The organism is Nonomuraea africana (genome assembly GCF_014873535.1).
GTDB lineage: Bacteria > Actinomycetota > Actinomycetes > Streptosporangiales > Streptosporangiaceae > Nonomuraea > Nonomuraea africana.
Window position 1 is genome coordinate 8,101,896 of record NZ_JADBEF010000001.1, and the last position, 26,460, is coordinate 8,128,355.

The window sequence follows — 26,460 nt, forward strand, 5'->3', positions numbered from 1 at the left end:
CCATCCGGCGGCAGGCTGTCCGCCGACGGCTTTCCGCTCTTCTCGATCACCCGCTGAACTGGCTCGCGGGCCTGCCCGGTGTTCCGATCACGAGATTGCGGACTCCTCGCGCCGCGCCGTCCCGCCCTGATAAGCCCGCCCACGCCTTTCCGCAGGGCGATGCAACAGTTCGCCCGGCAAGTCCATCTGAGAGGTGACATGGACGACGAAAGGCGAAGGCAGTTGGAAGCAGATCCCCGGTTCGCCGGGTTCGTCGCCGAACGCGGCGATGCGCTGTTGCGTTACGGCTACGTCCTGGCCGGGAACCCGCACGACGCGGCCGACCTGGTGCAGGAGGCGCTGCTGAAGCTACGCGCGTCCTGGCCCAGACTTCGCGCCAAGGACAATCCGGAAAGTTATGTGCGCACCACCATGGCCCGGCTGCACACGGCGGCCTGGCGGCTGCGGCGGCGTGAGCTGCTCGCCTGGGATCCACCGGAGCACGGATACCACGACGCGCTGCCCAGCGAAGAGGAGCAGGCGATGTGGGAGGCGCTGGCCGGGTTGCCCCGCAAGCAGCGGGTGGTGCTGGTGTTGCGCTACTACGAGGGGCTGAGCGACGAGGAGATCGCGACGGCTCTGAAGATCTCTCGCGGGACCGTGCGGAGCCAGGCGTCGCGGGCGCTCGGCAAACTCCGCTCCACGGTGGGCGAGCACATCGAGGAAGGTGTCATGTCGGATCGCGGGGAGCGGCGATGAACGGTATCGAAGAGCGGCTGAGCAGGACCCTGGAACACGCGGCCGAACGAGCGCCGCGGCTGGCCGTCCCGGCGGCGGAGCGGCTGGAGACCGGCTACCGGCGGCGCAGGCACAGGCCCCAGGCGCTGCTCGCGGCGGCGGCCGTGGTGGTGGTGGCCGGCGGGGTGGTCGCGGGCCTGCAGGGGGGCGGCGACGGGAGGGCGCTATCCGCGGCCGACCCGTCGGGGGTGCCGTCCGCGGTGATCAGCGTCGCCGCCGAACCCGTCGAGAAGGTGTGGCCGCAGGCGGTGTGGAAGATGCCCGCCAAGGACTCCGAGGGCAGGGAACTGCGCCCCGTCGCGCTGACCGACGACGGGACTCTGCTGGTCAAGGCGTGGCGCGAGGTCGAGCAGCCGGAGGTCCTCTACCTCTACGACCTGGCCGGAGGGAAGCTGCGGAAGATCACGGACGTGCGCCGGCCGAAGAAGAACGGCGGGGCCGCCGCCAACTTCAGCATGGGTGACGGCGTGGTGGCATGGTGGACGTCGACGAAGACCTCCGTACGGCTCTGGGCCGTGCCGCTGACCGGCGGCGAGGCCAGGCAGGTGGCCGTGCACGAGACCGGAGGCGACGTGATCGACAACCTCGTCGTGGCGAAGGGCGCGATCGTGTTCTCCGTGCTGAAGGGCGGGGTGTTCAGCGTTCCCCTCAACGGGGGCCAGGTGACGCCGGTCGAGCGCGGGAGTGGGCTGCACCTGCTGTCCTGGCCGTGGGCGGGCTCGCCGGGCACGTGGAGCCCCCAGGACGGCGCGCCGTTCACCCACCTGGTCAACCTGGAGACCGGCCAGACCAGCGACGCCGCCCCGGCCCGCAAGGGAGAGCAGTTGCTCGCCTGCGGAGTCCAGTCCTGCCTCGCGACGACGCCCGGCGGCGCCAGAGCGTTCACCCGGCTGCGTGACGGCTCGGAACAGCAGGAGGTGCCGACCGGCTTCCAGATCCCGGAGCCGCCCAGCCAGAGCCGCTTCTACGTGCGCACCCTCCGGAGCGACGCTCCAGGCCTCGGGCTCTACGACCTGAAGACCGGAACGCTGGCGGACCTGGGCATCGGGAAAGAGGCCGCACAGGGCGAGGTCCCGGTCGCCGACCGGGCCGGGCGGATGATGACGTACCTGACCGCGAGCGGCAGGTACGTGATCGACCTGTCCAGGATTCCCTGAGGGCGCGCGAGCAGCCCCGCTGCTGGCAGAGATGTGCAAGCCGCATCCCAAGGTCGGCTACGGCCTGGGGGTGTTCGTGCAGGACACGGACTGCGGCGGCACGGTGATCACCCACAACGGCGGCATCGCGGGCCACGCGGCGCTGATGTACAGCACGCCCGACGGCAGTAAGACCTGACCGCCCCGCTTAACTATGTGGACGACGCCGCAATGCCCCTGGCCGAGGCGTTCCAGAAGGCGACGCAGAGGCTCGTCAAGGAGGTGTTCTGCGGCGGGCAGGCCGGATCGGCTGACGAGGCGGCAGAGCCGACTCAGCCGACGGGCTGAGCACCTCGGACCCGTACGCCTTGAAGGTGGACTCCTTGCGGTCGTGCATCAGGCAGAGCGCGAACCGGGCCTTTGTTGCCCTGCCACCACCCCCTCCGCGACCTCTCAGCGAGGCAGACGCCGACGCCGTGTGAATGCGCGGCGCGGCGTCTCCCCCTGCCTCTCGGTGGTAGCGGTTCTGATCAGGAGCGGGCAGGCACCTGCTGTGTCTGATCGCCTTGATCGGATGTGTGGTGGCAGGCGCCGGAAGCCTTGAACGGTTCGGTCAGCTGGGCCAGGTAGGCGCTGGGATAGTCCGGCTTGGCGGCCATGCCGAGCACTTCAGAGGTGAAGCGGCGCGCTTTGTCGTAGGAGTAGGTGCGCAGCAGGTGATCCCAGAAGAGGGTGAACAGGCCGAAGTTGACGTCGCCGATCCCAGCCCACTTCAGGTGGTGGAAGCGGTGACCTTCGTTCAGCGCGAGCACGTGCTTGAGTGGCCCGACGCGATAGTCGGCGTTGGAGTGCTGAAGTAGAAGCTGCACCGCCACGGCCAGCGCAAGCACAGAGGCGACCTGGACAGGCAGGCCGATCAGCAGCAGCGGGGCGACGCCTGCGGTCATTTCCAACGTCTGATGAAGAGGGTGCTTCATCAGCCCGTTGAGGCCGTAGAAGCGCTTGACGCTGTGATGAACGGCGTGGAAGCGCCACAGAGCACCGATCTTGTGGCTGGCGAAGTGGACAAGGGTGATCCCGAGGTCGGCGATCAGGACGGCCACCAGCACTTGGGCGAGGAACGGCCAGGCAGCTGGCCAGAGGTCGGCGGCCGGGACGATGGCGGCCAGCATTGGGATGACGGCGACGCTGGCCAGGATGAGGGTCTCGTTGACCACGCTGTGGGCGGCATCCCGCCCGGCATCGCCCTGCGAGGTGTTCCAGTCAGGCTCATAAGGGAGAACACGCTCGGCGGCGAACGACAGACCGACCGCGACCAGCAACAAAGCCAGCAGCCAGAGCTTGGCTGCGCCAGCGGCGGCCAGCGCGATGGCGGCACCGTTGATGCCCAGCAACATCAGCGGGGCGTAGCCGTAGCGGACTGCCGTCTGGGCGCTTGAGCGAAGAAGGGACATGTCTTCACACTCACGGCGTTACCCCGGCGAGCCCTTGAACGGATCCGCTAGGGCTGACGGCTGCGCTCGTTCGCAGACCACCCGGCGGCGGCCAGGGCCTGACTGGGGGTGATGCCGAACATCGCCCGGCAGGTGCGGGTCAGATGGGCGCTGTCTGCGAACCCGGCTGCGTGCGCGGCCTCGGTCAACGTGGCACCACCGCGCACCGCCTCCATGGCGTGTAGCAGACGGGCCCAGCGACGCCAGGCCGGATACGGCAGGTGCAGGTGTTCGGCGAACAAGTGGCCAAGACGGCTGGCAGATAAGCCGACCCGGTTAGCCAGGTCTTCTAGGAGCAATGGTCCGCTGATCAGCTGCGGGATCAGGTCCAGGACGCGTGCGAAGGTAGCCGGTAGCTCCTCGGCCGCATTCGTGCCCGAAGCGGTGCGCCGATTCTCCTGTGGGAAGTGGGTCGAGAGCAGGGCGGCAGTGCTGGCCTCGGGGCGCGCGGCGGCCTGCCAGGTGGTCACTGCGGTTACGTCGCCGCCGCTGGCCAGCACACGCTCAGTGGCCGCGCGCCCAGCGGGGCTGGCCGGGTCCAGGTAGGCCAACAGGCCGTGGGCGCCAGAGGTGGCCAGCAACTCATGCCGAACTCCGGCCGGGATGATCGCGCGCTCCACGTTCTGCCGATGACCGCGCTGATCGCCCAGGGTCACGCTGCCACCCGTGACCATCAGCACTTGCACCGCCGCGTGGGCATGCGGCCCAGCGGTGCCGATCTCACCAGTGAAGGCCAGCAGCCCCGGCGTGGCCGTAGTCACTCCTGCCCACTGGCTACTCACGCCGTCCCTGGAGCCTCGGTCGTGATGGTCATAGCCGCACCTACCAATCGATCGTCAACCCAGGCAATCATCGCTATATCACGATTGAAGATGATGGCGGGCGGTGCGTTCTACGCGCTCACACGGCCAGAGTTGATGGATCTACTGGCCTCGGCGAGTTGCTCGGCCAAGGTCGGCTCCTTCCGGACCGGTTGGACCAGGACGATGTTGACGAACACCAGCCGACTGCCGTGGATGCAGGGCGAGCAGGAACACTTCCTGCCGGCGCCGTGCGGTGCGCGACGGTGGAGATGCCACCTGGGCGGCGATACAGGTGACCAAACCGATCACGAATCAAGAAGCGCCGGGTACGGGGCCGTTTGTAGCGTGACCCGCATGTGCATCATCCCTCGAGCACAAAGGAGACACGGCATGAAAGCGCACGTTAGCTCGATCCTCCTCGGCGTCCGGGACCTGGACCGGGCCAAGCAGTTCTACACGGAGGGGCTCGGCTGGAAGGTCAAGGACGACTACGGCGTCTCGGTGTTCTTCGAATCGGACGGAGCCTCGCCCGTCGGCTTCTACGGCCGCGAAGGCCTGGCCGACCAGGTGGGCACGAGCCCGGAAGGCAGCGGCTTCAGCGGGCTGGTCCTCACCTACGTCGTCCGTAGTGAGGCGCGGGTCGACGAGATCATCGCGGAGGCCGAGAAGGCGGGCGCCACGATCCTCAAGCCCGCCGGCGCCCTGCCGTGGGGCGGGTACGGCGGCTCCTTCGCGGACCCGGACGGCTACATCTGGAGTCTCGGCTACAGCGCCCAGGGGACGGACCAGCCCTACGCGGAGTAGCCGCCGAGGAAAGCCTCTGGCGAGTGTGGGTGACGCGGCCACTGCTGGGCACGCTGGCCGTACTCCTCTGGACGGATGGTCCCTCAGCATGACCGGCATGACCGGTACCGACGAGTAGGTTCGGCGTCGACGCGGGATCGTGTCGACGCCGAACCACCGCGCGCGTTGGACGAGGCCTTGCCATCTAATAACCGCCAGGTACGCCGGCACCGTGAAAAGGGTCGCGGTGCGCATCCGCACCGCCCAGGATGCTCCCGCCCACGCACCCAGCAGGCTTCCGGTTCGGGATCGGCGTGCGCTCTATCAGGAAGCACGTCCCCGCCACTCGCCGTGGTGGTGACCGAAGCGCTCGCGGGTTCCGACCGCGCGGAGACCAAGCACCTGGTGCAAGGAGAGGCTCGGGGCGGGCAAGATCTCGGAGGAGGCCGGGTGTTGCAAGACGTGGTCGCGTATTTGCCGTGCCTGGCCGGACGGGGCCACAAGAAGCCGTAGACAGTCGGAGTGAACAAGAGAGGTCCCCCACCGCGTTTCCGCTGGTGAGGGACCTCTTCTTGCTTGTGTGGCAGGTCCAGGGTTCGAACCTGGGTAGGCTAAGCCGACGGATTTACAGTCCGCTCCCATTGGCCACTCGGGCAACCTGCCGTGTCATCCGCTCGCGGCGACAGACAGAAGAATAGCGGACTTTCGAGCCGCACGTGACATCGGTTTGTCCCATGCCCGATCCCCACCTCGGACCCCTGCGGTCGCTAAGGTCGGAGGGGACGAAGAGAGGACACTCACACCGATGGCCGACAGCAGCTTTGACATCGTCAGCAAGATCGACCGCCAGGAGGTCGACAACGCGCTGAACCAGACGGTCAAGGAGATCGGACACCGCTTCGACTTCAAGGGCACTGGGGCAGCGATCAGCTGGTCCGGGCAGAACAACATCGAGATCAAGGCCAACAGCGAGGAGCGCGCCAACGCCGCCCTCGACGTCTTCAAGGAGAAGGTGGTCAAGCGCGGCCTCTCGTTGAAGATCCTTGACGCCGACGAGCCGAGGCTGTCCGGCAAGGAGTACCGCATGCTGATCGCCCTCAAGGAGGGCATCGATCAGGAGCACGCGAAGAAGATCTCGAAGATCATCAGGGACGAGGGCCCCAAGGGGGTCAAGGCGCAGATCCAGGGCGAGGAGCTCAGGGTCAGCTCCAAGAAGAAGGATGAGCTGCAGGACGTCATCTCCCTGCTCAAGGGCAAGGACCTCGACATCGCCCTGCAGTTCACGAACTACCGCTGAAAGTCGTGTTGATCACGGCTCTGACCTGGGCGGCTATCGCCGGGAAGAGCCTGGAGGGCACATCCGGGGCACACGGCCGAGCGCGCTGCCCACGAGGGCGAACGTCTTCTCGTGTGCTTCGGGCCACTCCCCGACGTACGTGTTGAGCGTGACCATCGGGAAGGAGTGACCGAGGGCGAGCTGAACGGCCTTCACCGAGGCGCCCTTGTGGATCGGCAGCGTGGCGAAGTAGTGCCGCAGGCGGCGGCGAGGCGGACTACCGCGGCAAGGTGGACGTTGCCTGCCGAGCAGGGTGACACCATCGTGCAGCTGGCCGGCCTGGCTCGCCGAACATGACAGCGAGCCCGGGCGGGAGACCTAATGTGACGCGCGGGCCTGCAGGAGGTCGGCCAGGAAGTGCAGCAGGGCCGCCGATGTGGTCGCCGACGTGATGGCCTGCTCGTCGATCAGCGGCTGCACGCGCGGCATCGGCATCCACTCGGCCCGCCGATCCTCCTCGTCGCCGGCCGGCGCGGCGCAGGGTGAGGCCTCGTGGGCGACGAAGATCAGGTGGTCGCAGTCGGCGACGTCCCCGGCGGGGCGGATCCGGATCAACGGCAGCAGCGGCCCTGGCCGCCAGCCGGTCTGTTCCTCCACGTGACGGGCCGCGGCTGCCTCTGGCTCCTCGCCCGGGCCGATCTCGCCGAGCGGGATCTCCCATCCCCACGTGTCGGTGATGAGCTGGTGCCGCCACAGGAGCAGGACGCTCCCGCCATGGAAGACCACCGCTCCGGCGGCCCGATGTGTGCGGATGAAGGGCCGCTCCACGTGCCCGCCGTCGGTCGTTGTGACGTCCGCGACGCGAAGATCGACCCCGTTGGCCGCGTAGAGCAGCCTTTCCGACCGCCGCATGGGATGCTCCTCACCGATTGGCCGGGACTTGCACTCCGAGAATACGCACAAGGTGGCCCCACCTGCCGGAGCGGGAAGAACGTCGGTAGGAGAGATTAGCCTGGGCGGTGTTGTCCCGCCACGGGCGACGCCGGGCTTCGGCTCGGCCCCGATGTCATGAATGTCCCAGCGTTCGACCGGAGGGGAAGCGATCGTGGGGTCTTTCGCGGGCGGAGGGCTGCCCCCGGATGACGTCGTCGTCCCGGCCCTGCGTGCCGGCGACGAGGCGATGTTCGCGGCGCTGCTGGACACCTGGTCCGGGGGCTTGCTACGAGTGGCCAGGTCTTACGTGTCCACCGACCATTCCGCGCAGGAGGTCGTCCAGGACACGTGGCTGGCGGTGATCGGCGGGATCGACTACTTCGAGGGCCGTTCCTCGGTCAAGACGTGGGTTTACCGCATCCTGGTCAACACCGCGAAGAAACGCGGCGCGCGCGAGAGCCGCACGCTGCCGTGGAGCGACTTCGAGCAGGACGGCAGGGCCGCGGGCCTCGGCGAGGTGCCACCGGGCGGCTGGAAGGAGGTCCCTGCGGCATGGCCGACGCCCGAGGGCGAGGCGCTGGCCTCGGAGGTGCGCGGGCTGATCGCCGAAGCCCTGGCCGGGCTGCCTCCTCGGCAGCGGATCGTGATCACCCTGCGAGACGTGGAGGGATGCACCTCCGACGAGGTGTGCGCGATCCTGGAGATCTCCGAGGCCAACCAGCGGGTCCTGCTGCATCGCGCCCGCGTGGCGGTGCGCGGTCGGCTGGCGGACTACTTCGAGTCCGTGAAACAGCCAGAATAATGGCTCGCGGGCTCCTCCTAGGTCCGTGCAGCGGGCCACAATAAGTGAAACGGTTCATCTCCAGGCGATAAGGGCGGTCACGTCGTGAAGCGGTTCACCTGCGACGAACTGGTGGAAGTCATCACCGCCTACCTCGAAGACGCCCTCGATCAGACGGCGCGCGACGGCGTGCAGGCGCATCTGGCCTGCTGCGAAGGGTGCGAGCGCTACGTCGAGCAGCTCCGCACGACCATCAGCGTTCTCGGCGACCCGCCACCGGAGAAGCTGCAGGCCGACGTGTACGACCGGCTCATGTCCGCCTTTCGCGAGGGTCAGCGGTCCTGAGGCGAGAAGGCCCTCCCCGCGGCGCGGTGCCGTCGGCGCGGAGATGTCCAGCCAGTCCGTGAGTGAATCGAGCGCGTCATCGCACCCGCGCTCTCCCGCTCGTGCTCCTCGTGCTCGCCCCAAGTGACCCCGTGCCGGTCACGCCTCATCCGTTACCCGAAAATCCGCCTGTAACGTTCGCGCGGCTCGCGGGTCTGTAGACCCATGCGCCATGCGAAGGGAAGACGATGGCCGGGCTGACCGCCGAGGACACGCCGCTGCGGGACACCTCGGAGGTGGCGGACTTCGCACGCGGCTGTTTCCGTCCCGCCGCCGCGGACCGCGTGGGTGTGGAGCTGGAGTTCCTGGTCTTCGACGGTACGGCGGCGGCCAGTCACGTCCCGCTGGCCAGGGTCGAACGGGCCCTGCCCGCGCTGCCGGGCGGCAGCCGGGTGACGTTCGAGCCGGGCGGTCAGCTCGAACTGTCCGGCCCGCCTGGCCCGCTGCAGGACGCGCTGGCCCGCATGGCCGCCGACGTGGCCGCCGTGCGCGACGCCCTACGCGCGGCCGGACTGGCGCTGGCCGGGGTGGGCCTCGACCCGATACGGCCGGCCCGCCGCCAGCTGCGCATGCCCCGATACGAGGCCATGGCCGAGTTCCTCGGCGTGCCGTACGGGCCGCTGATGATGTGCTCGACCGCGTCGATCCAAGTCAACCTGGACCTGGGTGAGCGGCCGGCGACGCGCTGGGAACGGGCGCACGCGTTCGGCCCCGTGCTGATGGCGGCCTTCGCCAACTCGCCGCTGAGCGGCGGGCGGCCGTGCGGCTGGATGTCGGGCCGCCAGGCCGTCTGGGAACACCTCGACCGCACCAGGACCGCGCCCGTGCCCGCCTCGGGTGATCCTGCCGCGGACTGGGCCGAATACCTGCTGGATGCCCGGCTCATGCTGGTACGCGAGGGCGAGGAGCGCTATCGCGCGGTCCGCGACGGCTCTACCTTCCGCGACTGGCTGAAGGCCGGCGGCGAGCAGCGGCCCACGGCCGAGGATCTCGTCTATCACGCCACGACGGTCTTTCCCCCTGTGCGGCCCAGGGGCTGGCTCGAGATCCGCTACCTCGACGCCCAGCACCCGGCCATCTGGCCGGTGTGCGTGGCCGTGACTCACGCCCTCGTCACCGACGACCGGGCCGCCGACGCGGCCATGGCCGCCACAGAGTCGTTCCAGAGGTCGTGCCGGGAGCTGTGGGGGGTGGCGGCGCGGTGCGGCCTGACCGACCCGCGCCTGCGCCGGGCCGCCGAGGCGTGCTTCCGCGCCGCGCTGGAGGCGCTGCCTCGCCTCGGCGTGGGCCCCGGCCTGGCCTGCAGGGTGGCGGCGTTCGCCGACCGGCACGTGACGACCGGCCGCTCCCCGGCGGCCGACCTGATGGATCCGACGTCGGCACGGCGCGTCCCGACCTGGCTGAACGATGAGGGATGGGAATGAACGATTTCAAGGAACGTATCGCGGCCGAGCTCATCGCGGTGCGTGACCGGTCGCTCACCTACACGGCGGCGGACGACGACCTGCTGGTCCGCCAGCACTCGCCGCTGATGTCACCACTGGTGTGGGACCTGGCGCACGTGGGCAACTACGAGGAGCTCTGGGTGCTGCGCGAGGCCGCGGGCATCGACCCGCTCCGCCCCGAGATCGACGACATCTACGACGCGTTCAAGACCCCGCGCAAGGATCGCCCGAGCCTGCCCATCCTGGGTCCGGCCGAGGCCCGCCGCTACATCGAGGGCGTGCGCGGGCGGGTGCTCGACGTCCTCGACACGATCGACCTGGAAGGTCCCGACCCGCTGCACCGCGATGGCTTCGTGTTCGGCCTGGTGATCCAGCACGAGCATCAGCACGACGAGACCATGCTCGCCACGCTGCAGCTGTCCGGGCAGCTCGGCCTGGTGGGCGACGGCGACCTGCCGCCGGGCCGGAGCGCGGGCCCCGAGGAGGTGTTCGTGCCCGCGGGCGCCTTCCTCATGGGCACCGGCACCTTGCCTTGGGCCTACGACAACGAACGGCCGGCCCACCGCGTGGACCTGCCCGCGTATTGGATCGACCGGCTCCCCGTCGGCAACCGCGCCTATGCGGCGTTCATCGAGGACGGCGGCTACGACGACCCGCGCTGGTGGTCCGCGGAGGGCTGGCAGTGGAGGTGGCGGAGCGGCGCCTTCGCCCCGCTGTTCTGGGTGAGAGACGGCGGCGCCTGGTGGCGCACCCGCTTCGGCCGTACCGAGCCCGTCCCGATGGACGAGCCGGTGCAGCACGTGTGCTGGTACGAGGCCGACGCCTACGCCCGCTGGGCGGGCAAGCGGCTGCCCACCGAGGCGGAGTGGGAGAAGGCCTGCGGCTGGGACCCCCGGATCGGGAGGGCGCGCCGATACCCGTGGGGTGAGCAGGCCCCCGGCTCCGACCGGGCCAACCTCGGCCACCGCGCCGCCCACCCCGCGCCGCTGGGCGCCTACCCGGCCGGGGCCAGCGCGTACGGGGCCGAGCAGATGGTGGGAGACGTGTGGGAGTGGACCGCCTCCTGGTTCCAGCCCTATCCCGGCTTCCGCAGCTTCCCCTACAAGGAGTACAGCGAGGTATTCTTCGGCAGGGAGTACCGGGTGCTGCGCGGCGGCTCCTGGGCGGCCGACCCGGCGGCGGTGCGCACCACGTTCAGGAACTGGGACTACCCGATCCGCCGGCAGATCTTCACCGGCTTCCGCTGCGCCCGTTCTGGGCCGGCCTGATGTGCAGGCACGCGGCATGGCTGGGCGCCGCCCGCCCGCTCACCTGGCTCATCCACGAGCCCGAGCACGGCCTGCTCAAGCAGTCGTACGCGCCACGGCGCCAGCGTGTCGGCCTGGTCAACGCGGACGGGTACGGCATGGGCTGGTACGACCCCGGGCGCGCCGAGCCGGTGCGGTATCGCCGTGCCGTGCCCATCTGGGCCGACGCCAATCTGCCCGCGCTCGCGCAGGTCGCCCGCTCGACCTGCCTGCTGGCGGCCGTGCGCTCGGCCACCGTGGGCATGCCGGTCGAGGAGAGCGCCACGGCTCCGTTCGCCGACCGGGGATGGCTGCTCAGCCACAACGGGCGCGTCACCAGGGACGCGCTGCGCGATCTCGCCGACGATCTGCCCGATCGCGCGGAGAGCGCGTGCGACGCCGCCTGGGTCGCGGCCGCCGTGTTCCTGTGCGGTCGCGCCGGCTTCGGCCTGGGCGAGGCGCTGACCGAGGTCGTCGTCCGCGCGGGGGAGAAGGACCCCGGCGCCCGCCTGAACCTGCTCGCCTGCGACGGCGCGTCGATCGCCGCGACCGTCTGGGGCGACACGCTCTTCTACCACCGACTCCACGACGGTGTGCTCGTGGCCAGCGAGCCGCTCGACGACCTGCCCGGCTGGCAGGCCGTTCCCGAGCGCAGCCTGCTGACCGCCACCAGCGACGACGTACGCGTCCAGCCGTTGTGATCTCATCCAGGAGGCACTGTGTTCGTCAGCCAGCCGACCGTGCATGTGATCAACCACCTTGACCGCGACTATCTGCGCCAGGCGCTCGAACACGACGTCAGAACCGGGCTGACGTCGTCGCCCAAGTGGCTGCCGCCCAAGTGGTTCTACGACGCCGCGGGCAGCGAGTTGTTCTCCCGTATCACCCGGTTGCCCGAGTACTACCCGACGCGGCGCGAGCTGGCGATCCTGCGGACGTCTGCCGCGGAGCTGGCGGCGGCCGGCGGTGCGGACACGCTGGTAGAGCTGGGCTCGGGCACCAGCGAGAAGACGGTGCTGCTGCTGGAGGCACTCGCCGCGGCCGGCACGTTGCGCACCTACACGCCGGTGGACGTGGACGCGGTCACCCTCGCGGCGGCGGCGCGGCGGCTGGCCGGGCGCTTCCCCGAGGTGGCCGTGCGGGCGGTGTGCGCCGACTTCGAGCGCCATCTGGCGTTGCTGCCGCGTACCGGGCGGCGGATGGTGGCCTTCCTCGGCGGCACGATCGGGAATCTCGAACCGGCCACCCGCGAGGTGTTCATGAAAGAGCTGCGGGCCACGCTCCGGCCAGGCGACACGTTTCTGCTCGGGGCCGACCTGGTGAAGGACACCGGGCGGCTGGTGGCGGCCTACGACGACGCGGCCGGGGTGACGGCCGCCTTCAACAGGAACGTGCTGCGGGTGATCAACCGGGAGCTGGAGGCGGACTTCGAACCGGAGGCGTTCGCGCACGTGGCGCTGTACGACGCGCGCCACGACTGGATCGAGATGCGGCTGCGGGCGCGGCGGGACATGCGGGTGCGGATCGGAGGGCTCGGGCTGGCCGTGGACTTCGTCCAGGGGGAGGAGATGCGCACCGAGATCAGCGCCAAGTTCCGGCCGGAGGGGCTGCGGCAGGAGCTCGTCGCCGCGGGGTTCGAGGTGCGCCGCCGCTACACCGACCCGGCCGGGGACTTCACCCTGGTCCTGGCCGAAGCGTGAGTGCCGGGGCCGGCCTCCGGCGGACGGCGCACCCGGCCGTGACAGGGCAAGCGGCGCGGATCGCCGCGGCGTGGCGGAGTGCGCGGAGCGTGGTGCCGCCCGGGCATCTCGACGCGGCCGGCTGTAACGTGCCCAGTGACCGGGTGCTCGACGCGGTCGTGGCGCACCTGCGGCTGGAACGGGAGCGCGGCGGCTACGCTGCCGTCCCGGACCTCACCACGGCGAAGTCGGCGCTGGCCGCGCTGGTCGGCGCCGGCCCGGGAGACGTGGCGTTCCTGGAGAGCGGGACGGCGGCGATGGCGGCGCTGCTGGGCGGGTGGCGGCTCGCGCCGGGCAGCCGGGTCGGCCATGTGCGCACCGAGTACGGCAGCACGCTGATGCTGCTGCGCCACCTGGCAGCCTGGCGTGGCTGGAATCTCGTCGAACTGCCGGTGGACGGTGACGCGCGCCTCGATGTGGAGGGTCTGCGGGCCCGGCTGACGGCGGGGCTGGATCTGGTGATCGTCTCTCACATCGGCTCCCATCGCGGCGTCGTGCAACCGGCGGGGGAGATCGGGACGCTGTGCCGCGCGGCGGAGGTCCCGTTCGTGCTGGACGTCTGCCAGTCTCTCGGGCACGTGGAGGTACGCGGGGCGGGCGCGAGCGCGTACGTGGGAACCTCACGCAAATGGCTGGCAGGGCCGCGCGGCGTCGGCTTCCTGATCGTGCCAGGCGTCACACCCGCCATGGACGCCGCGGCCCCCACTCTCGGCGGGCACCTCTGGAACGAACCGTCGCCAGGGACCGGCGGTGAGCGGGCCCTGCCCGAGCCGCTGCCCGGCGCAGTCCGGTACGAGAGCTCGGAGGGGGCGATCGCGGCCAGAGTCGGGCTCGGCGTGGCCGTGCTCGAGTACCACGCGCTCGGCCCGTCCGCGGTCCACGCGCGCCTGGCCGACCGGGGGCGCATGGCGCGCGCCCTGCTCGACGGGGCCGGGGGCTGGCGCGTGGCCGAGCCGCTGGAGGAGCCGTCCGCCCTTGTCACGCTCAGGCCCCCGCCGGGTGACACGGCCGAGAAGGCCGCTGCCCGGGCGGCCGCCGCGTCCCTGTTGGTCAGCGTCGTGCCGACCGGCCGGGCGCCGCTGGACCTGCGCGAACCCGTGCTCCGCGTCTCCCCGCCGCCCGGCACGCCCGATGAGACCCTGCACGTCCTGGCCCGCGTCCTCGCCTCCTGACGCCTCGTGACGCCTCCACGCGTCACGCGCCGTTCACGGCCGGGGACGTGAGCCCGGCGGCGATGCCGTCTCGTTCCAGGTCAATGTCCGCAGGGGGAAGAAGGTGGAAATCCCTGACTTTCGCCAGGGCGAGTGGGTAGTCGTGGGATATGAGTGAAGCCCCGCGACATGTCACCGAGCTCGCCGACCGGCGGCTCAAGGCCAGGGCCGAGCGCGACTACGCCACCGCCGACGCGCTCCGTCAGGAGATCGAGCAGGCGGGCTGGCTGGTCCGCGACTCGGCCGACGGCTACCAGCTGACCGTGAAACCCCCCTTCGAGCAGTGGCCTTCGGTGCGCTCCATCCCGGTCTCCGCGGTGACGGAGGAGGCGGAACGCAAGCGGCTCGACCCGATCGACGATCTCGCCCAGGCGGCCGAGCCGAGTGACGACATGGTGCACGCCCAGCGGACCTGGGATGCCAGCCTGGCGACGAACCGGCTCGACACGGCGGGCGTCGACCTGGAGCGGCAGCGGTTCGAGACCTCCGACGTGACGGTGAGCGTGGGCCTGCTGGTCGACGGGTGGGCCGACGACCTGCGCAGGTGCGTGGAGTCGGTGCTCCAGCACACCGGCGCCGCGATCCTCGCCCTCGACCTGGGGAACGTGCACGGCGCGGGGGAGGCGCTGCACGAGCTGGCCGAGCGCCACCCCGAGCGGATCAGCGCCTGGCACGTCGCCGAGCAGCCGCACTGGCAGGGGGGTACGGCGGGCTGGGGCGCCGCCCGCGCCAAGCTGATGCGGCTGGACAGCGCGGACGTGCACGTGCTCATGGAGACGTCCACGGTCCTGGAGGGGGACGCGCTCACCCCACTGGTGAAGGCGATCAAGGACGGGGCGGTCGCGGCGGGATGGAAGGGCGTGAACCCCGGCAGGGACGACACCGAGTGGAACGAGGCGCCGCCGGGACGGGTGCGGGCGCTGCTGGGATACCTGATGGCGGTGCGCAGGGGCGCGGCGCTGAAGGCCTTCCCCGAGAAGGCGCGCTACTACCGCAACGCGGACCTGGAGCTGTCGCTCGCGCTGGAGGGTCCGCTGGTGGTCCCCGAGGAGCGGCTGCCCGTACGGCAGGAGCGGCACCACGGCTACCACGACGTTTCCGCTGAGTACAGGGAGAGGGAGGCGCGCAGGAACTACGACGGCGTGTTGCGCATGCTGCGTTCCTCGTAGGCTTGTCGCTTATGGGAGACCTGAGGCTGCTCGCGCCGTACACCACGCTGGGTCTGGGCGGGCCCGCCCGCGCCTACGAGGAGGCGGCGACCGCCGAGGAACTGGTGTCGCTCGTGGCCGAGGCCGACCGGCGGGGGGAGCCGACGCTGATCCTGGGCGGCGGCAGCAACCTGGTGGTGTCCGACCAGGGCTTCGACGGACTGGTGATCAAGGTGGCGACGCGCGGGGTGACGGTCTCGCGCGACGGCGACCAGGTGGTGGTCGAGGCGCAGGCGGGCGAGGACTGGGACCCGCTGGTCGCGCGCGCGGTGGCCGAGGGCTGGTCGGGGCTCGAATGCATGTCGGGCATCCCGGGCCTGGTCGGGTCGACGCCGATCCAGAACGTGGGCGCCTATGGTCAGGAGGTCGCCCAGACGGTGCGGTGCGTGCGGGTCTTCGACCGGCGCACCCGCGAGGTGCTCGACGTGGAGGCGCGCAGGTGCGGGTTCTCCTACCGCGACAGCGCCTTCAAGCGGGACCTGGGGCGGTACGTGGTGCTCGGCGTCACCTTCGCGCTCGACGTCTCGCCGACGTCGGGGCCGCTCACCTACAAGGAGCTGGTGAACGGCGTGGGCGAGCGGGCGCCCCTGGACGAGGTGCGTGCGGCGGTTCTGGGGCTGCGCAGGGGCAAGGGCATGGTCCTCGACCCCGACGACCCCGACACCCGCAGCGCGGGGTCGTTCTTCACCAACCCGATCATCTCCGCCGGCGAGGCGACCGCGCTGGGTGACGGCACCCCCCGCTGGGACATGCCGGACGGCTCGGTCAAGGTGCCTGCGGCATGGCTGATCGAGCAGGCGGGCTTCCCGAAGGGCTACGCGCGCGGTCCCGTGCGCATCTCGACCAAGCACACCCTGGCGCTGACCAACCCGCACGGCCACGGCACGACCGCCGACCTGATCGCGCTGGCCCGCGAGGTGCGCGACGGCGTGCTCGCGAAGTTCGGCGTCACGCTCGTCAACGAGCCCGTGATGGTCGGCTGCGCGCTCTAGCCCTGCATCCAGCGGGTGTCGGAGATCACCCAGTACTCCACGAACCTGCCGTTCTCGGCGCGCAGGATGTCGTGGCCGCTGAAGGCGACGCGGGCGTTCTCGGGAAGGGGCACGCCGGGGATGCCGCCCGTGTAGTCGCCCTCGAACGTCCAGCGGGCGGCCACGGTGTCGCCGTCGACGATCGGTCCGACGTCGAGCGTGACCATCACGTTCGTGAACGGCGCGTGGCCCTGCTCCAGGGCTCGCTTGAGCCCGTCGGGGCCGTGCACGTCCATGCCGGGCCAGTGGCCGACGAAGTCGTCCGACACCAGCTCGTCGGCCAGCTCGAAGTCGCCGTTCCACATCTCCAGCAGCCAGCGTCTGTACAGCTTGACCATGCTGATATCCTCAGTTCGATATGCCCGAAGGGGAGTAGTCCACAATTCGCGCGGTCGACATGCTGGCTCTTTTGCCCGGTCGCGTGAGCCTGTAACAGGCGGACGAGACCTTCGGCCTGGCAGCCATGCCGGGCCGAAGTCGTGCTCCCCAGGTAACGCTTCAGGTCCGGCTGTGATGGAAGAGGACCGTTGGAAGCGTTCTGGATCAGTCTCGGCGTGATTTTCCTGGCCGAGCTGGGCGACAAGAGCCAGTTGATGGCCATGACGTTCGCCACTCGTTTCAAGACCTGGCCCGTGCTGGCCGGCATCACCATCGCGACCACGGCCGTGCACCTGGTCAGCGTGGCCGTCGGCGGGCTGATCGGCGACGCGCTGCCGACGACGGCCATCTCGATCGCCGCGGGTGTCGCCTTCCTCGGGTTCGCCCTGTGGACGCTGCGCGGTGACGAGCTGACCGAGGAGGAGTCGCGCAAGGCCCAGCGGACGGCCAGGAACGCCGTGATCGCGGTGACGGTGGCGTTCTTCCTGGCCGAGCTGGGCGACAAGACCATGCTGGCCACGATCACGCTGGCCACGCAGCACGGGTGGTTCGGCACCTGGATCGGGTCGACCGTGGGCATGGTCGCCGCCGACGCCCTGGCCATCGTGGTCGGGCGCCTGCTCGGCAAGCACCTGCCCGAGAAGGCCATCCGCTACGGCGCGGCCGCCGCCTTCGCGATCTTCGGTGCGGTCCTCCTGCTCGAACCCCTTTTCTAGTACGGCAAGCCGCCAAGACGCCACCCCGCGCACGGGGTCGGCGTCTGTCCAGGGAGACGCGTCACCGGGAGCGCGGGGCGGGCCGCCGTGACGGAAGGCTCACACCGACAGCAGCGACAGCCGGTGAGCCGCGGCGGTGGCCTCGCCCCTGGTCGCGACCCGCAGCTTGGCGAGGATGTTGGAGACGTGCACGCTGACCGTCTTCGCCGAGATGAACAGCTCGGCCGCGATGTCCCTGTTGGTGCGGCCGAGCGCCACCAGGCGCAGCACCTCCAGCTCACGCGGCGTCAGCAGGTCGGCCGACGGCGTGGCGGCGCTCTCCTCCAGCAGCGAGACGCCGAGCCGGCGGGCCAGGCCCTCGATCTCGGCGACCAGCGGCGCCGCCGAGAGGGCGGTGCCGAGGGGATGGGCGGCGCGCAGTCTGGTGCCGGCGCCCTCCTTGTCGCCCGCGTGCGCCCGTACGGTCGCCGCCCGCAGCAGCGACTTCGCGCGGGCGTGCGGCCGTCCGAGCGTCGCCCACGCGTCCGCGGCGGCGTCGAAGTCGCCGGTGAAGGTCAGCCGGTAGGCCTCCGACACAGGGCCGCTGACCACGAGGGTGGCGGCCAGCTCGGTGGCCAGCGTGCGGACGACCGCGGTCCTGTCGGGCACGATCGGCTCGGCCGCGTCGCACACGGTGCGGATCAGCGAGAGCGTCCGCCAGGCCAGCGCCGCCTTGTGGCTCTGGTTCGGCCGGGTGAGCAGGCGCTCGGCGACGGCGAGCGCGTGGTGCGGCTCGCCCTTGATCAGGTGCCAGCCGATGTGCAGGCGGGTGCTGTTCATGAGGTCCTGGACGAAGTCCTCGGGACGCTCCTTGAGCACACCGAGCTCGGACAGTATCGCCTCGAGCAGGTCGAGCTCGCCCCTGCCCAGCGCGATGTCGGCGCGCACCCGGATGAGGTGGTGGCGGGTGCGCAGGGTGGGCCCGAGGCTGAGCGTGTGCTCGAGGACCTGGACGGACTCCTCCCACCTGCCCAGGCTCTCCAGGCATTCGGCCAGGTTGCTGAGGATGAACGTGCCCGAGGCCCTGATCCTGCCGTACTTCTTGGCCAGCACCTCGCCCTTGCGGGCCAGCTCGATGGCCTCCTCGGAGCGGCCCAGCTCGTTCAGCGCGTCGATGTTGTTGCCCATGGCCCGCAGGATGAGCTGGCCGGAGCCGACCTCCTCGCCGAGGCGCATGGCGCGCGTGTTGGCCTCGAAGGTGCGCTCCACCTCGCCGTCGAGGGAGTAGCCGAGGGAGAGGTTGAGGATCAGGTCGCCCTCGATGACCCGGTCGCCGAGTTGCCTGGCCAGTGCCAGGCCCTCCTCGGCCAGCGCGGTGCCCTCGGCGACCTGGCCGGTGAGCATGAGGTGGCGGCTGAGCTTCACCAGCACGTCGGCGCGGGTGGGGCCGGGCTCGGGCACGAGGCTGAGCGCGTGGCGGAAGTTCTCGAGCGCGCCGGGCTTGGTCTTGGCGAGCTGGAGGTTGCCCCAGCGCACCAGCAGCGCGGCCACCCGCTCGGGCTCGGCCTCCTCTTCGAGCTCGGCGAGCGCGGCCTTGACGAACTTGACGCCCTTGTCGATGTCGGCGCAGGCATAGGAGGCCTCGGAGGCGCGCTCCAGCACCGCCGTGTGGTCGACGCCGATGTCGCCGCAGGCGCCCGGCACCTTGTCCCACAGCATGAGGACGCGTTCGAGCAGGGGGATGGCCTCGGTGTAGGCGAAGGCCTTGAACGACTTCTGCGCCGCCTCCCATGCCGAGATCAGCGCCCAGTGGTCGTCGCGCGCGCCGTACCAGTGGTGGGCGATCTCGACCGCGGCCCTGCCGCGAGGCACGAGCGTGCGGTCGCGGGAGATCTCCTCGGCGTAGCGGCCATGCAGGCGCTGGTGCTCGCCGGGGAGCAGTTCGTCGTGGACGGCCTCGCGGATCAGCGCGTGTCGGAAGACGTAGGCGCGGTTGTCGGCGATCTGCAGGACGTTCCCCGCGATGGCGGGGCGCAGCGCGGCCTCGAGGTCGAGGTCCGACAGGCCGCTGACGGCCGACAGCAGGGCGTGGCCGACCCGGATGCCGCCCGCGGCCGCGATGCGCAGGACGCGCTGGGTCTCCTCGGGAAGGCGTTCGACCGAGCCGAGGATCAGGTCGGTGAGGGAGTCGGGCACCTCGCCCGCGCCGTCGTCGCACTCCATCAGGGCCTCGACGAACAGTGGGATGCCCTGGCTGCGCTGGTAGACGGTCTCGATGCGGGAGTAGAGCGGCGTGGCGCCGAGGATGCCCGCCATCTGCTCGGCGACCTCGTCGCGCGAGAGGCGCGGCAGGTCGAGTCTGAGCACGCCCGCCACCCGCCCGAGCTCGGCCAGGACGGGGCGGAGCGGATGCTGGCGGTGCAGGTCGTCCGAGCGGTAGGTCAGCACCATGAGCACCTGCGACTCGCGCAGGTTGCGGCTGAGAAAGGCGATCAGGTCGCGGCTGGACCGGTCGGCCCAGTGGATGTCCTCGACGACGAGCACCACGGGCCGCGACTCGGCGAGTCGTTCGAGCAGCGTGAGGAACTGCTCGAAGAGCCTGGCCCTGCCGGTGTCGGTGTCGCCGTCCGCGCTCGGCTCGCCGAACTCGGGCAGCAGTCTGGCCAGGTCGCGCTCGGCGCCCTCGGGCAGCAGCGAGCCGATCCTGGCCGTGCCGATCTCTCTGACGAGCTGGCGGAGGGCCGCGGTGAACGGGGCGTAGGCGAGGCCGTCGCTGGACAGTTCGACGCAGCCGCCGAACAGCACGTGCGCGCCGTCGGCCGCCGCGCGCTCGGCGAAGCTCTGCACCAGCCTGGTCTTGCCGACTCCCGCTTCGCCGCCCAGCAGGACGGCGGTGGCCGCGCCCTTGCGCGCCTCGTCGAAGGACTCCGTCAGGACCGACAGCTCCGCTTCCCGTCCCACGAAGACGGGACTCACCGATCGACCCATCACATCCTCAAGCATGGCATGCCCTTTAGTGAGGTTACGACCGTTTTAGGGGGGGTGTGAGGCCCGGCCGCGAGGGAGGATGCGGCCGGGCTCATGGGGGGCGCTCACGACTTCCTGAACTTGCTGAAGAGCGAGCGGTGACGGCGCTCGGACTCGCCCGACTTCTGCGCCTCGCGTACGCGGCGGTGCATGGCCGCCGCCTGACGAAGCTCCTTCGCGTGGGACTGCATGAGCTGGTACTCGATTTCCGGGTTCATCGCCGGATCTCCTCTTTGGTGGTGCCACTTGCTGACATGTTCAAGAATCCGGCTAAGGCCCACCCCGCCACATCGGGCGGATGCCTTATCTCTGCCGAACCATCGGCTTACGACTACCTAGGACACGCCTGAGGGCTGCCTTAGACCGGCGACGATGGTGCGCCGTGAAGCTTTGGACGATCATCGCGGCGGCCTGCGCGCTCCTCATCCCGGACGCTCCCGCCGCAGCTCACGGTCATGGGTGGCAGGTCTCGCTGGTCGGTGAGACCGGCATGTGGGGCGGCTTTCGCGAGGTCTCCTCCGGCGGGCCAGGGGACGCGTGGGTGATGCGCGCGGGACTGCCACCGCTGCGGTGGAACGGCGCCGAGTGGCGCGGCGAGACGGGTAAGGCGGGGCCGTACCTGGTGAGGCAGGCGGGACAGGGCGTGATCTGGACCTTCACCGACGGCGCGGCGCGCGTGGACGTGCGGCGCCTGGCGGAGGGCCGGTGGAGCAGGCTGCCGATAGAGGCCGAGTCCGCGCACGTGACCGCGGCGGTGGCCACGGGGGCCGACGACTGCTGGGCGGCGGGGCTCAGGTTGTCGCGAGAGGGTATGACCGACGGGCTCTGGCACTGGGAGGGACAGGCGTGGCGCACGATCGCCGCCCCGCTGCCGATCAGCGACCTCGCCGCGACTCCAGACGGGCAGGTCTGGGCGCTCAGCAGCCCGGGGGAGTCCAACCTCGGCTACGGGGGTGAGCGCACCGCCTCGATCCTGCGCTGGACGGGCGGGGAGTGGCTGCGCACGCCGATTCCCCCGATCGCGCTGCCCGAGGAGGGCCACCTGGAGTTGAACGACATCGCCATGCCGTACGCCGGCCTCGGCTACGCGGTGGGGGCGATCACGGTGCGCGGCGTGCCGAGCGAGGCCGTGGTGCTGCGCTGGGACGGTGTCTCGTGGGAGCGGCTCCCTCATCGGCCGGCCGCGACCGCCTACACCCACGTGGCCACGGACGGCGGGAGCGGGCTGTGGCTGGCCGCCGCGCGGCGCGGCCGTCCCGACGCGCTGGTCCGGTTCGTGGACGGCGCGTGGTCGCAGGTCTCCGTCACCCCGGAGGGTGGCGCGGACGGCCACGTGCGGGGACTGGCCAACGTGCCCGGCACCCCACAGATGTGGGCCACGGTCGAGACCGGTGGGCGAAGCGCGGTGCTGAGTTACCGGTGAAACGGATGATGCTGACGAAAAAGCAGCGAACATTCGGGCAGGTCCGGTTTGGAACTACCCATCTCGGTCGGCGATGCTGTGGTGGTGTCAACTGTGACTACCTCGCTCGCGGACGTGGCCTCTTCGGACGCCACGCTGCGGGCCTTCCTGCACGGCCTTCCAGGTGTCGACCGGGTGGGCGCGGACCAGCGGGCGGCGATGCTCGGCACCCGCTCCATCAAGACGACCGCCAAGGCTCAGGCCATCGATCTGGCCATTTCGATGGTCGACCTCACCACCCTGGAGGGCGCCGACACGACCGGCAAGGTCCGGGCGATGTGCGCCAAGGCGATGCACACCGCGGCGGGCGCGCCCAGGGTGGCGGCCGTCTGCGTCTATCCCGACCTGGTCTCCGTCGCCGTCTCCGCGCTGAAGGGCTCGGGGGTGAAGGTCGCCTCGGTGGCGACCGCCTTCCCCAGCGGCCGGTCCTCCCTCGAGGTCAAGGTGAGCGACACCGCGCTGGCCGTGGCGGCCGGCGCCGACGAGATCGACATGGTGATCGACAGGGGCGCCTTCCTGTCCGGCGACTACCTGAAGGTCTTCGAGGAGATCGTCGCGGTGAAGGCCGCCTGCGGCGAGGCGCACCTGAAGGTGATCCTCGAGACCGGCGAGCTGGCGACCTACGACAACGTACGGCGGGCGTCGTGGCTGGCGATGATCGCCGGCGCCGACTTCATCAAGACCTCCACCGGCAAGGTGTCGCCCGCCGCGACGCTTCCGGTGACCCTGATCATGCTTGAGGCCGTGCGCGACTTCCGCGACGTCACGGGCCGCCAGGTCGGCGTGAAGCCCGCCGGGGGAATCCGCACGACCAAGGACGCCATCAAGAACCTGGTGCTGGTCAACGAGACGGTCGGCGACGACTGGCTGAGCCCCGACTGGTTCAGGCTCGGCGCCTCGTCCCTGCTGAACGACCTGCTGATGCAGCGACAGAAGCTCGCCACAGGCCGGTACGCCGGTCCCGACTACTTCACCCTGGACTGATCGAGATGTTCGAGTACGCACCTGCGCCCGAGTCGCGCGATGTCGTCGACATCAAGCCGTCCTACGGGCTGTTCATCAACGGCGAGTTCGTCTCGGGCTCGTCGTCCTTCAAGACCGTCAACCCGGCCAACGAGGAGGTCCTGGCCGAGGTGGCCGTCGCCTCGTCCGACGACGTGGACCGGGCGGTCCAGGCCGCGCGCAAGGCCTTCGGGGTCTGGTCGGCCATGCCGGGCGCCGAGCGGGCCAAGTATCTCTTCCGCATCGCCCGCATCATCCAGGAGCGCGCCCGCGAGCTGGCCGTCCTTGAGTCGCTCGACAACGGCAAGCCCATCCGCGAGTCGCGGGACGTGGACGTGCCGCTGGTCGCCGCGCACTTCTTCTACTACGCGGGCTGGGCCGACAAGCTCGCCTACGCGGGCTTCGGCGACCGGCCGCTCGGCGTGGCGGGGCAGGTCATCCCGTGGAACTTTCCGCTGCTGATGCTCGCGTGGAAGATCGCCCCCGCGCTGGCCTGCGGCAACACGGTCGTGCTCAAGCCGGCGGAGACCACGCCGCTGACCGCGCTGCTGTTCGCCGAGATCTGCCAGCAGGCCGACCTGCCGCCCGGCGTGGTCAACATCGTGACCGGCGCCGGCGAGACGGGCGCCGCGGTCGTCGCGCACCCCGACGTCAACAAGGTGGCCTTCACCGGCTCCACCGAGGTCGGCAGGATCATCGCGAGGACCGTCGCGGGCACGTCCAAGAAGCTCACGCTGGAGCTGGGCGGCAAGGCGGCGAACATCGTCTTCGAGGACGCCGCCATCGACCAGGCGGTCGAGGGCATCGTCAACGGCATCTTCTTCAACCAGGGCCACGTGTGCTGCGCGGGCTCGCGCCTGCTGGTGCAGGAGTCGGTCCAAGACCAGCTCCTCGACTCCCTGCGCAGGCGCCTGAGCACCCTCAGGCTCGGCGACCCGCTGGACAAGAACACCGACATCGGCGCCATCAACTCCGCCGACCAGCTGGCGAAGATCCGGCAGCTGTCGGACCTCGGCGAGGCGGAGGGCGCGGCGCGCTGGTCTCCCGCCTGCGAGCTGCCGGAGAAGGGCTTCTGGTTCCCGCCGACGATCTTCACCGGCGTCGCGCAGTCGCACAGCATCGCGCGCGAGGAGATCTTCGGCCCGGTGCTGTCGGTGCTGACCTTCCGCACCCCCGACGAGGCCGTGGAGAAGGCGAACAACACCCCGTACGGCCTGTCCGCGGGCGTCTGGACCGAGAAGGGGTCGCGCATCCTGTGGATGGCCGACCGGCTGCGCGCCGGGGTCGTCTGGGCGAACACCTTCAACAAGTTCGACCCCACCTCTCCCTTCGGCGGTTACAAGGAGTCCGGTTACGGCCGGGAGGGCGGGCTCGCGGGGCTGGAGGCCTACCTTGACGTGTGACCATCGCCTGACCAGGAGACGGGTCAGACGCGCCCAGGCCACCCGTGGCCATGCCTACGCCCGTACCGGGCGCCCGACCAGGACCGGCTGGTTCGCCCACCGCTGCGGGGTGAGCCGCTGCGGCCAGATCTTCGTTACCGTACGGCCGGCGGAGGAGAAGCGATGAGCAGGCTCAGCGTGCGCAAGACCTACAAGCTGTTCATCGGCGGGGCGTTCCCGCGCTCCGAGAGCGGAAGGTCGTACGTCGTGACGTCCCCGAAGGGCGACTTCCTGGCCAACGCCTCCAGGGCGTCGCGCAAGGACGCGCGTGACGCCGTGACGGCCGCGCGCAAGGCGTTCCCCGGGTGGTCGGGCGCCACGCCGTACAACAGGGGGCAGATCCTCTACCGGATCGCCGAGATGCTGGAGGGCCGGCGCGGCCAGTTCGCCGAGGAACTCGGCACCGGCAAGAAGGCCGCGCTGGAGCAGGTGGACGCGGCTGTCGACCGGCTGGTCTGGTACGCGGGCTGGTCCGACAAGATCGCTTCGGTGCGCGGGTCGGCCAATCCCGTGGCGGGGCCGTACTTCAACCTGTCGACGCCCGAGCCCTCGGGCGTGGTGGCGGTGATCGCGCCCTCGGATCCGCTCCTCGGGCTGGTCTCCGTCGTGGCTCCCGTCATCGTCACCGGCAACACCGCGGTCGTGGTGGCCTCGGAGAGCTCGCCGCTGGCCTCGATCACGCTGGCCGAGGTGCTGGCCACCTCCGACCTGCCGGGCGGGGTGGTCAACATCCTGACCGGGCACCAGGCGGAGCTGGCCCCGTGGCTGGCCGCGCACATGGACGTCAACGGGCTCGACCTCACCGGAGTCACCGACCCCGACCTGGCGCTCAGGTGTGAGCAGGAGGCGGCGGAGAACCTCAAGCGGGTCCTGCGCCCGAGCACGCCCGACTGGTCGGCCGATCCAGGCATCGGCAGGATGACGGCGTTCATGGAGACCAAGACCGTCTGGCACCCCGCCGGCGTCTGACCGGCCCGGCGGCCGGAGAACCGCCGATCGCGCCGCCCACCAGGCCCGCTTCCCGCGTGGCCCGGTGGGCGGCGCTGTGCTGTCCGGGGAAAGCCGGCTGTGCGCGCCCGCCGCCGTCATGGGCTATCGTAGTGATATCACTTCAATAGCAAGGGGATGCGATGGAGAGAAGGGCTTTCCGGCTGAACGGGTTCCTCGTTCTCGCCGTGCTGATCGTGCTCGGCGGGGCCGCCGGTCTCGTGGGCGTGAACGCGGGCGCAGCCATGCTGCTGATCATGGGGGTGGCCTGGCTGGCGCTGGCCGTCGTGATCGCGACCGGGTTCACGGTGATCAACCCGAACGAGGCCAAGGTCGTGCAGTTCCTCGGCCGCTACGTCGGCTCGGTGGCCGACGCGGGCTTCCAGTGGGTGCTTCCCTTCACCAGCAAGCGGCGGATCACGCTGCGGGTGCGCAACTTCGAGACCACCAAGCTCAAGGTCAACGACGCCGACGGCAACCCGGTGGAGATCGCCGCGGTGGTCGTCTACAAGGTCGTGGAGACCGCGCGCGCCACGTTCTCCGTCGACGACTACGAGGAGTACGTCGCGATCCAGTCGGAGGCCGCGGTGCGCCACCTGGCCACCACCCACCCCTACGACTCGCACGAGCCCGCCCGCACCAGCCTGCGTGACGGCGCCGAGGTCGCCACCGAGCTGACCAGCGAGCTGCGCGACCGCACGGAGCTGGCGGGGGTCGAGGTACTGGAGGCCCGCATCACGCACTTGGCCTATGCCCCCGAGATCGCCCAGGCTATGCTCGTGCGCCAGCAGGCCGCCCAGGTCGTCGCGGCCCGCACGAAGATCGTGGAGGGGGCCGTCGGCATGGTGCAGCTCGCGCTGGACAGGCTCGCCGCCGAGGGAGTCGTCGACCTCGACGAGGAGCGCAAGGCGCAGATGGTCTCCAACCTCCTGGTCGTGCTCTGCGGCGACCGGGCGACCCAACCGGTGGTGAACGCCGGCAGCCTGTATGCCTGAGAAGAAGAAGCTCCTGCTCCGCCTCGACCCCGCGGTCTACGAGGCGATCGCGAAGTGGGCCGCCGACGACCTGAGAAGCGTCAACGCGCAGATCGAGTTCGCGCTGCGCGCCGCCCTCAAGCAGGCGGGCAGGGAGCCGAGATCCTGACCTCTCGTACGGCAGCCTGCACCTGACAGGTGTACCTC

Annotated in this window: 28 protein-coding genes and 1 tRNA gene; 22 read left to right on the forward strand and 7 right to left on the reverse strand. The window is 70.5% G+C overall.

Annotated features, from left to right (window positions below; genetic code table 11):
• Window positions 1–222 precede the first annotated feature (222 nt).
• Genes H4W81_RS38745 through H4W81_RS49015 form a run of 4 tightly spaced genes read left to right on the forward strand, consistent with a single transcriptional unit; the run spans window position 223 to window position 2,261 of the window.
• Entirely contained in the window at window positions 223–738 is a 516-nt protein-coding gene (locus H4W81_RS38745) for a SigE family RNA polymerase sigma factor (RefSeq protein WP_192779339.1), read from the forward strand.
• Window positions 735–1,934, forward strand: coding sequence for a TolB family protein (locus H4W81_RS38750; RefSeq protein ID WP_192779340.1), 1,200 nt, complete (start codon window positions 735–737; stop codon window positions 1,932–1,934). The genes H4W81_RS38745 and H4W81_RS38750 overlap by 4 nt, the downstream gene beginning before the upstream one ends.
• Before the next feature lie 31 nt (window positions 1,935–1,965).
• Window positions 1,966–2,112, forward strand: a complete 147-nt coding sequence (locus tag H4W81_RS48045) for a hypothetical protein (RefSeq protein ID WP_225958999.1) — start codon at window positions 1,966–1,968, stop codon at window positions 2,110–2,112.
• Window positions 2,113–2,129: 17 nt separating this feature from the next.
• The gene (locus tag H4W81_RS49015; protein WP_264083223.1) at window positions 2,130–2,261 is read left to right on the forward strand and encodes a hypothetical protein; all 132 of its coding nucleotides are present in this window, start codon (window positions 2,130–2,132) and stop codon (window positions 2,259–2,261) included.
• A gap of 182 nt (window positions 2,262–2,443) precedes the next feature.
• Here the strand turns inward: H4W81_RS49015 and H4W81_RS38760 are convergent, their stop codons facing one another.
• Both H4W81_RS38760 and H4W81_RS38765 read right to left on the reverse strand, forming a co-directional pair.
• On the reverse strand, window positions 2,444–3,367 hold the full coding sequence (locus tag H4W81_RS38760) for a sterol desaturase family protein (RefSeq protein WP_192779341.1): 924 nt from the start codon (window positions 3,365–3,367) through the stop codon (window positions 2,444–2,446).
• A gap of 47 nt (window positions 3,368–3,414) precedes the next feature.
• Entirely contained in the window at window positions 3,415–4,167 is a 753-nt protein-coding gene (locus H4W81_RS38765; protein ID WP_318782314.1) for a helix-turn-helix transcriptional regulator, read from the reverse strand.
• 432 nt (window positions 4,168–4,599) lie between these two features.
• Between H4W81_RS38765 and H4W81_RS38770 the strand changes: the two genes are divergently transcribed.
• The gene (locus tag H4W81_RS38770; protein WP_192779342.1) at window positions 4,600–5,013 is read left to right on the forward strand and encodes a VOC family protein; all 414 of its coding nucleotides are present in this window, start codon (window positions 4,600–4,602) and stop codon (window positions 5,011–5,013) included.
• 560 nt (window positions 5,014–5,573) lie between these two features.
• Here the strand turns inward: H4W81_RS38770 and H4W81_RS38775 are convergent.
• Window positions 5,574–5,655: transfer RNA gene (locus tag H4W81_RS38775), tRNA-Tyr, on the reverse strand.
• 142 nt (window positions 5,656–5,797) lie between these two features.
• Between H4W81_RS38775 and H4W81_RS38780 the strand changes: the two genes are divergently transcribed.
• Window positions 5,798–6,289: a YajQ family cyclic di-GMP-binding protein gene (locus H4W81_RS38780; protein ID WP_192779343.1), complete on the forward strand. Its 492-nt coding sequence runs from the start codon at window positions 5,798–5,800 to the stop codon at window positions 6,287–6,289.
• Window positions 6,290–6,646: 357 nt separating this feature from the next.
• Here the strand turns inward: H4W81_RS38780 and H4W81_RS38785 are convergent, their stop codons facing one another.
• The gene (locus tag H4W81_RS38785; RefSeq protein ID WP_192779344.1) at window positions 6,647–7,180 is read right to left on the reverse strand and encodes an NUDIX hydrolase; all 534 of its coding nucleotides are present in this window, start codon (window positions 7,178–7,180) and stop codon (window positions 6,647–6,649) included.
• A gap of 193 nt (window positions 7,181–7,373) precedes the next feature.
• Between H4W81_RS38785 and H4W81_RS38790 the strand changes: the two genes are divergently transcribed.
• From H4W81_RS38790 to H4W81_RS38830, 9 genes are all read left to right on the forward strand, one after another.
• Window positions 7,374–8,003 (forward strand): sigma-70 family RNA polymerase sigma factor, encoded by a 630-nt coding sequence (locus H4W81_RS38790; protein ID WP_318782315.1) that lies wholly within the window; start codon window positions 7,374–7,376, stop codon window positions 8,001–8,003.
• 84 nt (window positions 8,004–8,087) lie between these two features.
• Entirely contained in the window at window positions 8,088–8,327 is a 240-nt protein-coding gene (locus H4W81_RS38795) for an anti-sigma factor family protein (protein ID WP_192779346.1), read from the forward strand.
• A 227-nt stretch (window positions 8,328–8,554) separates the two neighbouring features.
• Entirely contained in the window at window positions 8,555–9,790 is a 1,236-nt protein-coding gene (egtA, locus tag H4W81_RS38800; RefSeq protein WP_192779347.1) for an ergothioneine biosynthesis glutamate--cysteine ligase EgtA, read from the forward strand.
• Entirely contained in the window at window positions 9,787–11,079 is a 1,293-nt protein-coding gene (gene egtB / locus H4W81_RS38805; RefSeq protein ID WP_192779348.1) for an ergothioneine biosynthesis protein EgtB, read from the forward strand. Before egtA ends, egtB begins: the two co-directional genes overlap by 4 nt.
• Complete coding sequence (gene egtC / locus H4W81_RS38810) at window positions 11,079–11,798, forward strand: ergothioneine biosynthesis protein EgtC (RefSeq protein ID WP_192779349.1); 720 nt, start codon at window positions 11,079–11,081, stop codon at window positions 11,796–11,798. Before egtB ends, egtC begins: the two co-directional genes overlap by 1 nt.
• Window positions 11,799–11,816: 18 nt before the next feature.
• Complete coding sequence (gene egtD, locus H4W81_RS38815; RefSeq protein ID WP_192779350.1) at window positions 11,817–12,797, forward strand: L-histidine N(alpha)-methyltransferase; 981 nt, start codon at window positions 11,817–11,819, stop codon at window positions 12,795–12,797.
• Between the two features lie 38 nt (window positions 12,798–12,835).
• The gene (gene egtE / locus H4W81_RS38820; RefSeq protein ID WP_318782317.1) at window positions 12,836–14,008 is read left to right on the forward strand and encodes an ergothioneine biosynthesis PLP-dependent enzyme EgtE; all 1,173 of its coding nucleotides are present in this window, start codon (window positions 12,836–12,838) and stop codon (window positions 14,006–14,008) included.
• Between the two features lie 149 nt (window positions 14,009–14,157).
• Window positions 14,158–15,216 (forward strand): CysS/YqeB C-terminal domain-containing protein, encoded by a 1,059-nt coding sequence (locus tag H4W81_RS38825; protein WP_192779352.1) that lies wholly within the window; start codon window positions 14,158–14,160, stop codon window positions 15,214–15,216.
• An 11-nt stretch (window positions 15,217–15,227) separates the two neighbouring features.
• On the forward strand, window positions 15,228–16,247 hold the full coding sequence (locus H4W81_RS38830; RefSeq protein WP_192779353.1) for a UDP-N-acetylmuramate dehydrogenase: 1,020 nt from the start codon (window positions 15,228–15,230) through the stop codon (window positions 16,245–16,247).
• Here H4W81_RS38830 and H4W81_RS38835 read toward each other — a convergent pair.
• Complete coding sequence (locus H4W81_RS38835) at window positions 16,244–16,624, reverse strand: ester cyclase (protein WP_192779354.1); 381 nt, start codon at window positions 16,622–16,624, stop codon at window positions 16,244–16,246. The genes H4W81_RS38830 and H4W81_RS38835 overlap by 4 nt on opposite strands.
• Window positions 16,625–16,813: 189 nt before the next feature.
• Between H4W81_RS38835 and H4W81_RS38840 the strand changes: the two genes are divergently transcribed.
• The gene (locus H4W81_RS38840; protein ID WP_192779355.1) at window positions 16,814–17,380 is read left to right on the forward strand and encodes a TMEM165/GDT1 family protein; all 567 of its coding nucleotides are present in this window, start codon (window positions 16,814–16,816) and stop codon (window positions 17,378–17,380) included.
• 99 nt (window positions 17,381–17,479) lie between these two features.
• Here the strand turns inward: H4W81_RS38840 and H4W81_RS49630 are convergent, their stop codons facing one another.
• Window positions 17,480–20,335 (reverse strand): ATP-binding protein, encoded by a 2,856-nt coding sequence (locus tag H4W81_RS49630; protein ID WP_318782319.1) that lies wholly within the window; start codon window positions 20,333–20,335, stop codon window positions 17,480–17,482.
• 116 nt (window positions 20,336–20,451) lie between these two features.
• Window positions 20,452–20,604 carry a hypothetical protein gene (locus H4W81_RS38850; RefSeq protein WP_183651698.1) on the reverse strand — a complete coding sequence of 51 codons (153 nt, stop codon included), beginning with the start codon at window positions 20,602–20,604 and terminating at the stop codon, window positions 20,452–20,454.
• Window positions 20,605–20,768: 164 nt separating this feature from the next.
• Here H4W81_RS38850 and H4W81_RS38855 point away from each other — a divergent pair, with 164 nt between their 5' ends.
• From H4W81_RS38855 to H4W81_RS38880, 6 genes are all read left to right on the forward strand, one after another.
• Entirely contained in the window at window positions 20,769–21,809 is a 1,041-nt protein-coding gene (locus H4W81_RS38855; protein WP_192779357.1) for a hypothetical protein, read from the forward strand.
• Window positions 21,810–21,902: 93 nt separating this feature from the next.
• Window positions 21,903–22,832 carry a deoxyribose-phosphate aldolase gene (gene deoC, locus H4W81_RS38860; protein ID WP_192779358.1) on the forward strand — a complete coding sequence of 310 codons (930 nt, stop codon included), beginning with the start codon at window positions 21,903–21,905 and terminating at the stop codon, window positions 22,830–22,832.
• A 5-nt stretch (window positions 22,833–22,837) separates the two neighbouring features.
• On the forward strand, window positions 22,838–24,253 hold the full coding sequence (locus H4W81_RS38865) for an aldehyde dehydrogenase family protein (RefSeq protein ID WP_192779359.1): 1,416 nt from the start codon (window positions 22,838–22,840) through the stop codon (window positions 24,251–24,253).
• Window positions 24,254–24,415: 162 nt separating this feature from the next.
• The gene (locus H4W81_RS38870) at window positions 24,416–25,261 is read left to right on the forward strand and encodes an aldehyde dehydrogenase family protein (RefSeq protein WP_192779360.1); all 846 of its coding nucleotides are present in this window, start codon (window positions 24,416–24,418) and stop codon (window positions 25,259–25,261) included.
• 161 nt (window positions 25,262–25,422) lie between these two features.
• Window positions 25,423–26,274 (forward strand): SPFH domain-containing protein, encoded by an 852-nt coding sequence (locus tag H4W81_RS38875; RefSeq protein WP_192779361.1) that lies wholly within the window; start codon window positions 25,423–25,425, stop codon window positions 26,272–26,274.
• Window positions 26,267–26,422: a type II toxin-antitoxin system antitoxin gene (locus tag H4W81_RS38880; RefSeq protein ID WP_192779362.1), complete on the forward strand. Its 156-nt coding sequence runs from the start codon at window positions 26,267–26,269 to the stop codon at window positions 26,420–26,422. The genes H4W81_RS38875 and H4W81_RS38880 overlap by 8 nt, the downstream gene beginning before the upstream one ends.
• The last annotated feature ends 38 nt before the right edge of the window (window positions 26,423–26,460 follow it).

Bases quoted from the DNA above. Each gene is read 5' to 3' on its own strand.
- egtC (WP_192779349.1), top strand. From the start codon at position 11,079: ATGTGCAGGCACGCGGCATGGCTGGGCGCCGCCCGCCCGCTCACCTGG.
- egtB (WP_192779348.1), top strand. From the start codon at position 9,787: ATGAACGATTTCAAGGAACGTATCGCGGCCGAGCTCATCGCGGTGCGT.
- H4W81_RS38760 (WP_192779341.1), bottom strand. From the start codon at position 3,367: ATGTCCCTTCTTCGCTCAAGCGCCCAGACGGCAGTCCGCTACGGCTAC.
- H4W81_RS38865 (WP_192779359.1), top strand. From the start codon at position 22,838: ATGTTCGAGTACGCACCTGCGCCCGAGTCGCGCGATGTCGTCGACATC.
- H4W81_RS38785 (WP_192779344.1), bottom strand. From the start codon at position 7,180: ATGCGGCGGTCGGAAAGGCTGCTCTACGCGGCCAACGGGGTCGATCTT.
- H4W81_RS38830 (WP_192779353.1), top strand. From the start codon at position 15,228: ATGGGAGACCTGAGGCTGCTCGCGCCGTACACCACGCTGGGTCTGGGC.
- H4W81_RS38870 (WP_192779360.1), top strand. From the start codon at position 24,416: ATGAGCAGGCTCAGCGTGCGCAAGACCTACAAGCTGTTCATCGGCGGG.
- H4W81_RS38825 (WP_192779352.1), top strand. From the start codon at position 14,158: ATGAGTGAAGCCCCGCGACATGTCACCGAGCTCGCCGACCGGCGGCTC.
- H4W81_RS38880 (WP_192779362.1), top strand. From the start codon at position 26,267: ATGCCTGAGAAGAAGAAGCTCCTGCTCCGCCTCGACCCCGCGGTCTAC.
- H4W81_RS38850 (WP_183651698.1), bottom strand. From the start codon at position 20,604: ATGAACCCGGAAATCGAGTACCAGCTCATGCAGTCCCACGCGAAGGAG.
- H4W81_RS38780 (WP_192779343.1), top strand. From the start codon at position 5,798: ATGGCCGACAGCAGCTTTGACATCGTCAGCAAGATCGACCGCCAGGAG.
- H4W81_RS38750 (WP_192779340.1), top strand. From the start codon at position 735: ATGAACGGTATCGAAGAGCGGCTGAGCAGGACCCTGGAACACGCGGCC.
- H4W81_RS38875 (WP_192779361.1), top strand. From the start codon at position 25,423: ATGGAGAGAAGGGCTTTCCGGCTGAACGGGTTCCTCGTTCTCGCCGTG.
- egtA (WP_192779347.1), top strand. From the start codon at position 8,555: ATGGCCGGGCTGACCGCCGAGGACACGCCGCTGCGGGACACCTCGGAG.
- H4W81_RS38770 (WP_192779342.1), top strand. From the start codon at position 4,600: ATGAAAGCGCACGTTAGCTCGATCCTCCTCGGCGTCCGGGACCTGGAC.
- H4W81_RS38835 (WP_192779354.1), bottom strand. From the start codon at position 16,624: ATGGTCAAGCTGTACAGACGCTGGCTGCTGGAGATGTGGAACGGCGAC.
- H4W81_RS48045 (WP_225958999.1), top strand. From the start codon at position 1,966: ATGTGCAAGCCGCATCCCAAGGTCGGCTACGGCCTGGGGGTGTTCGTG.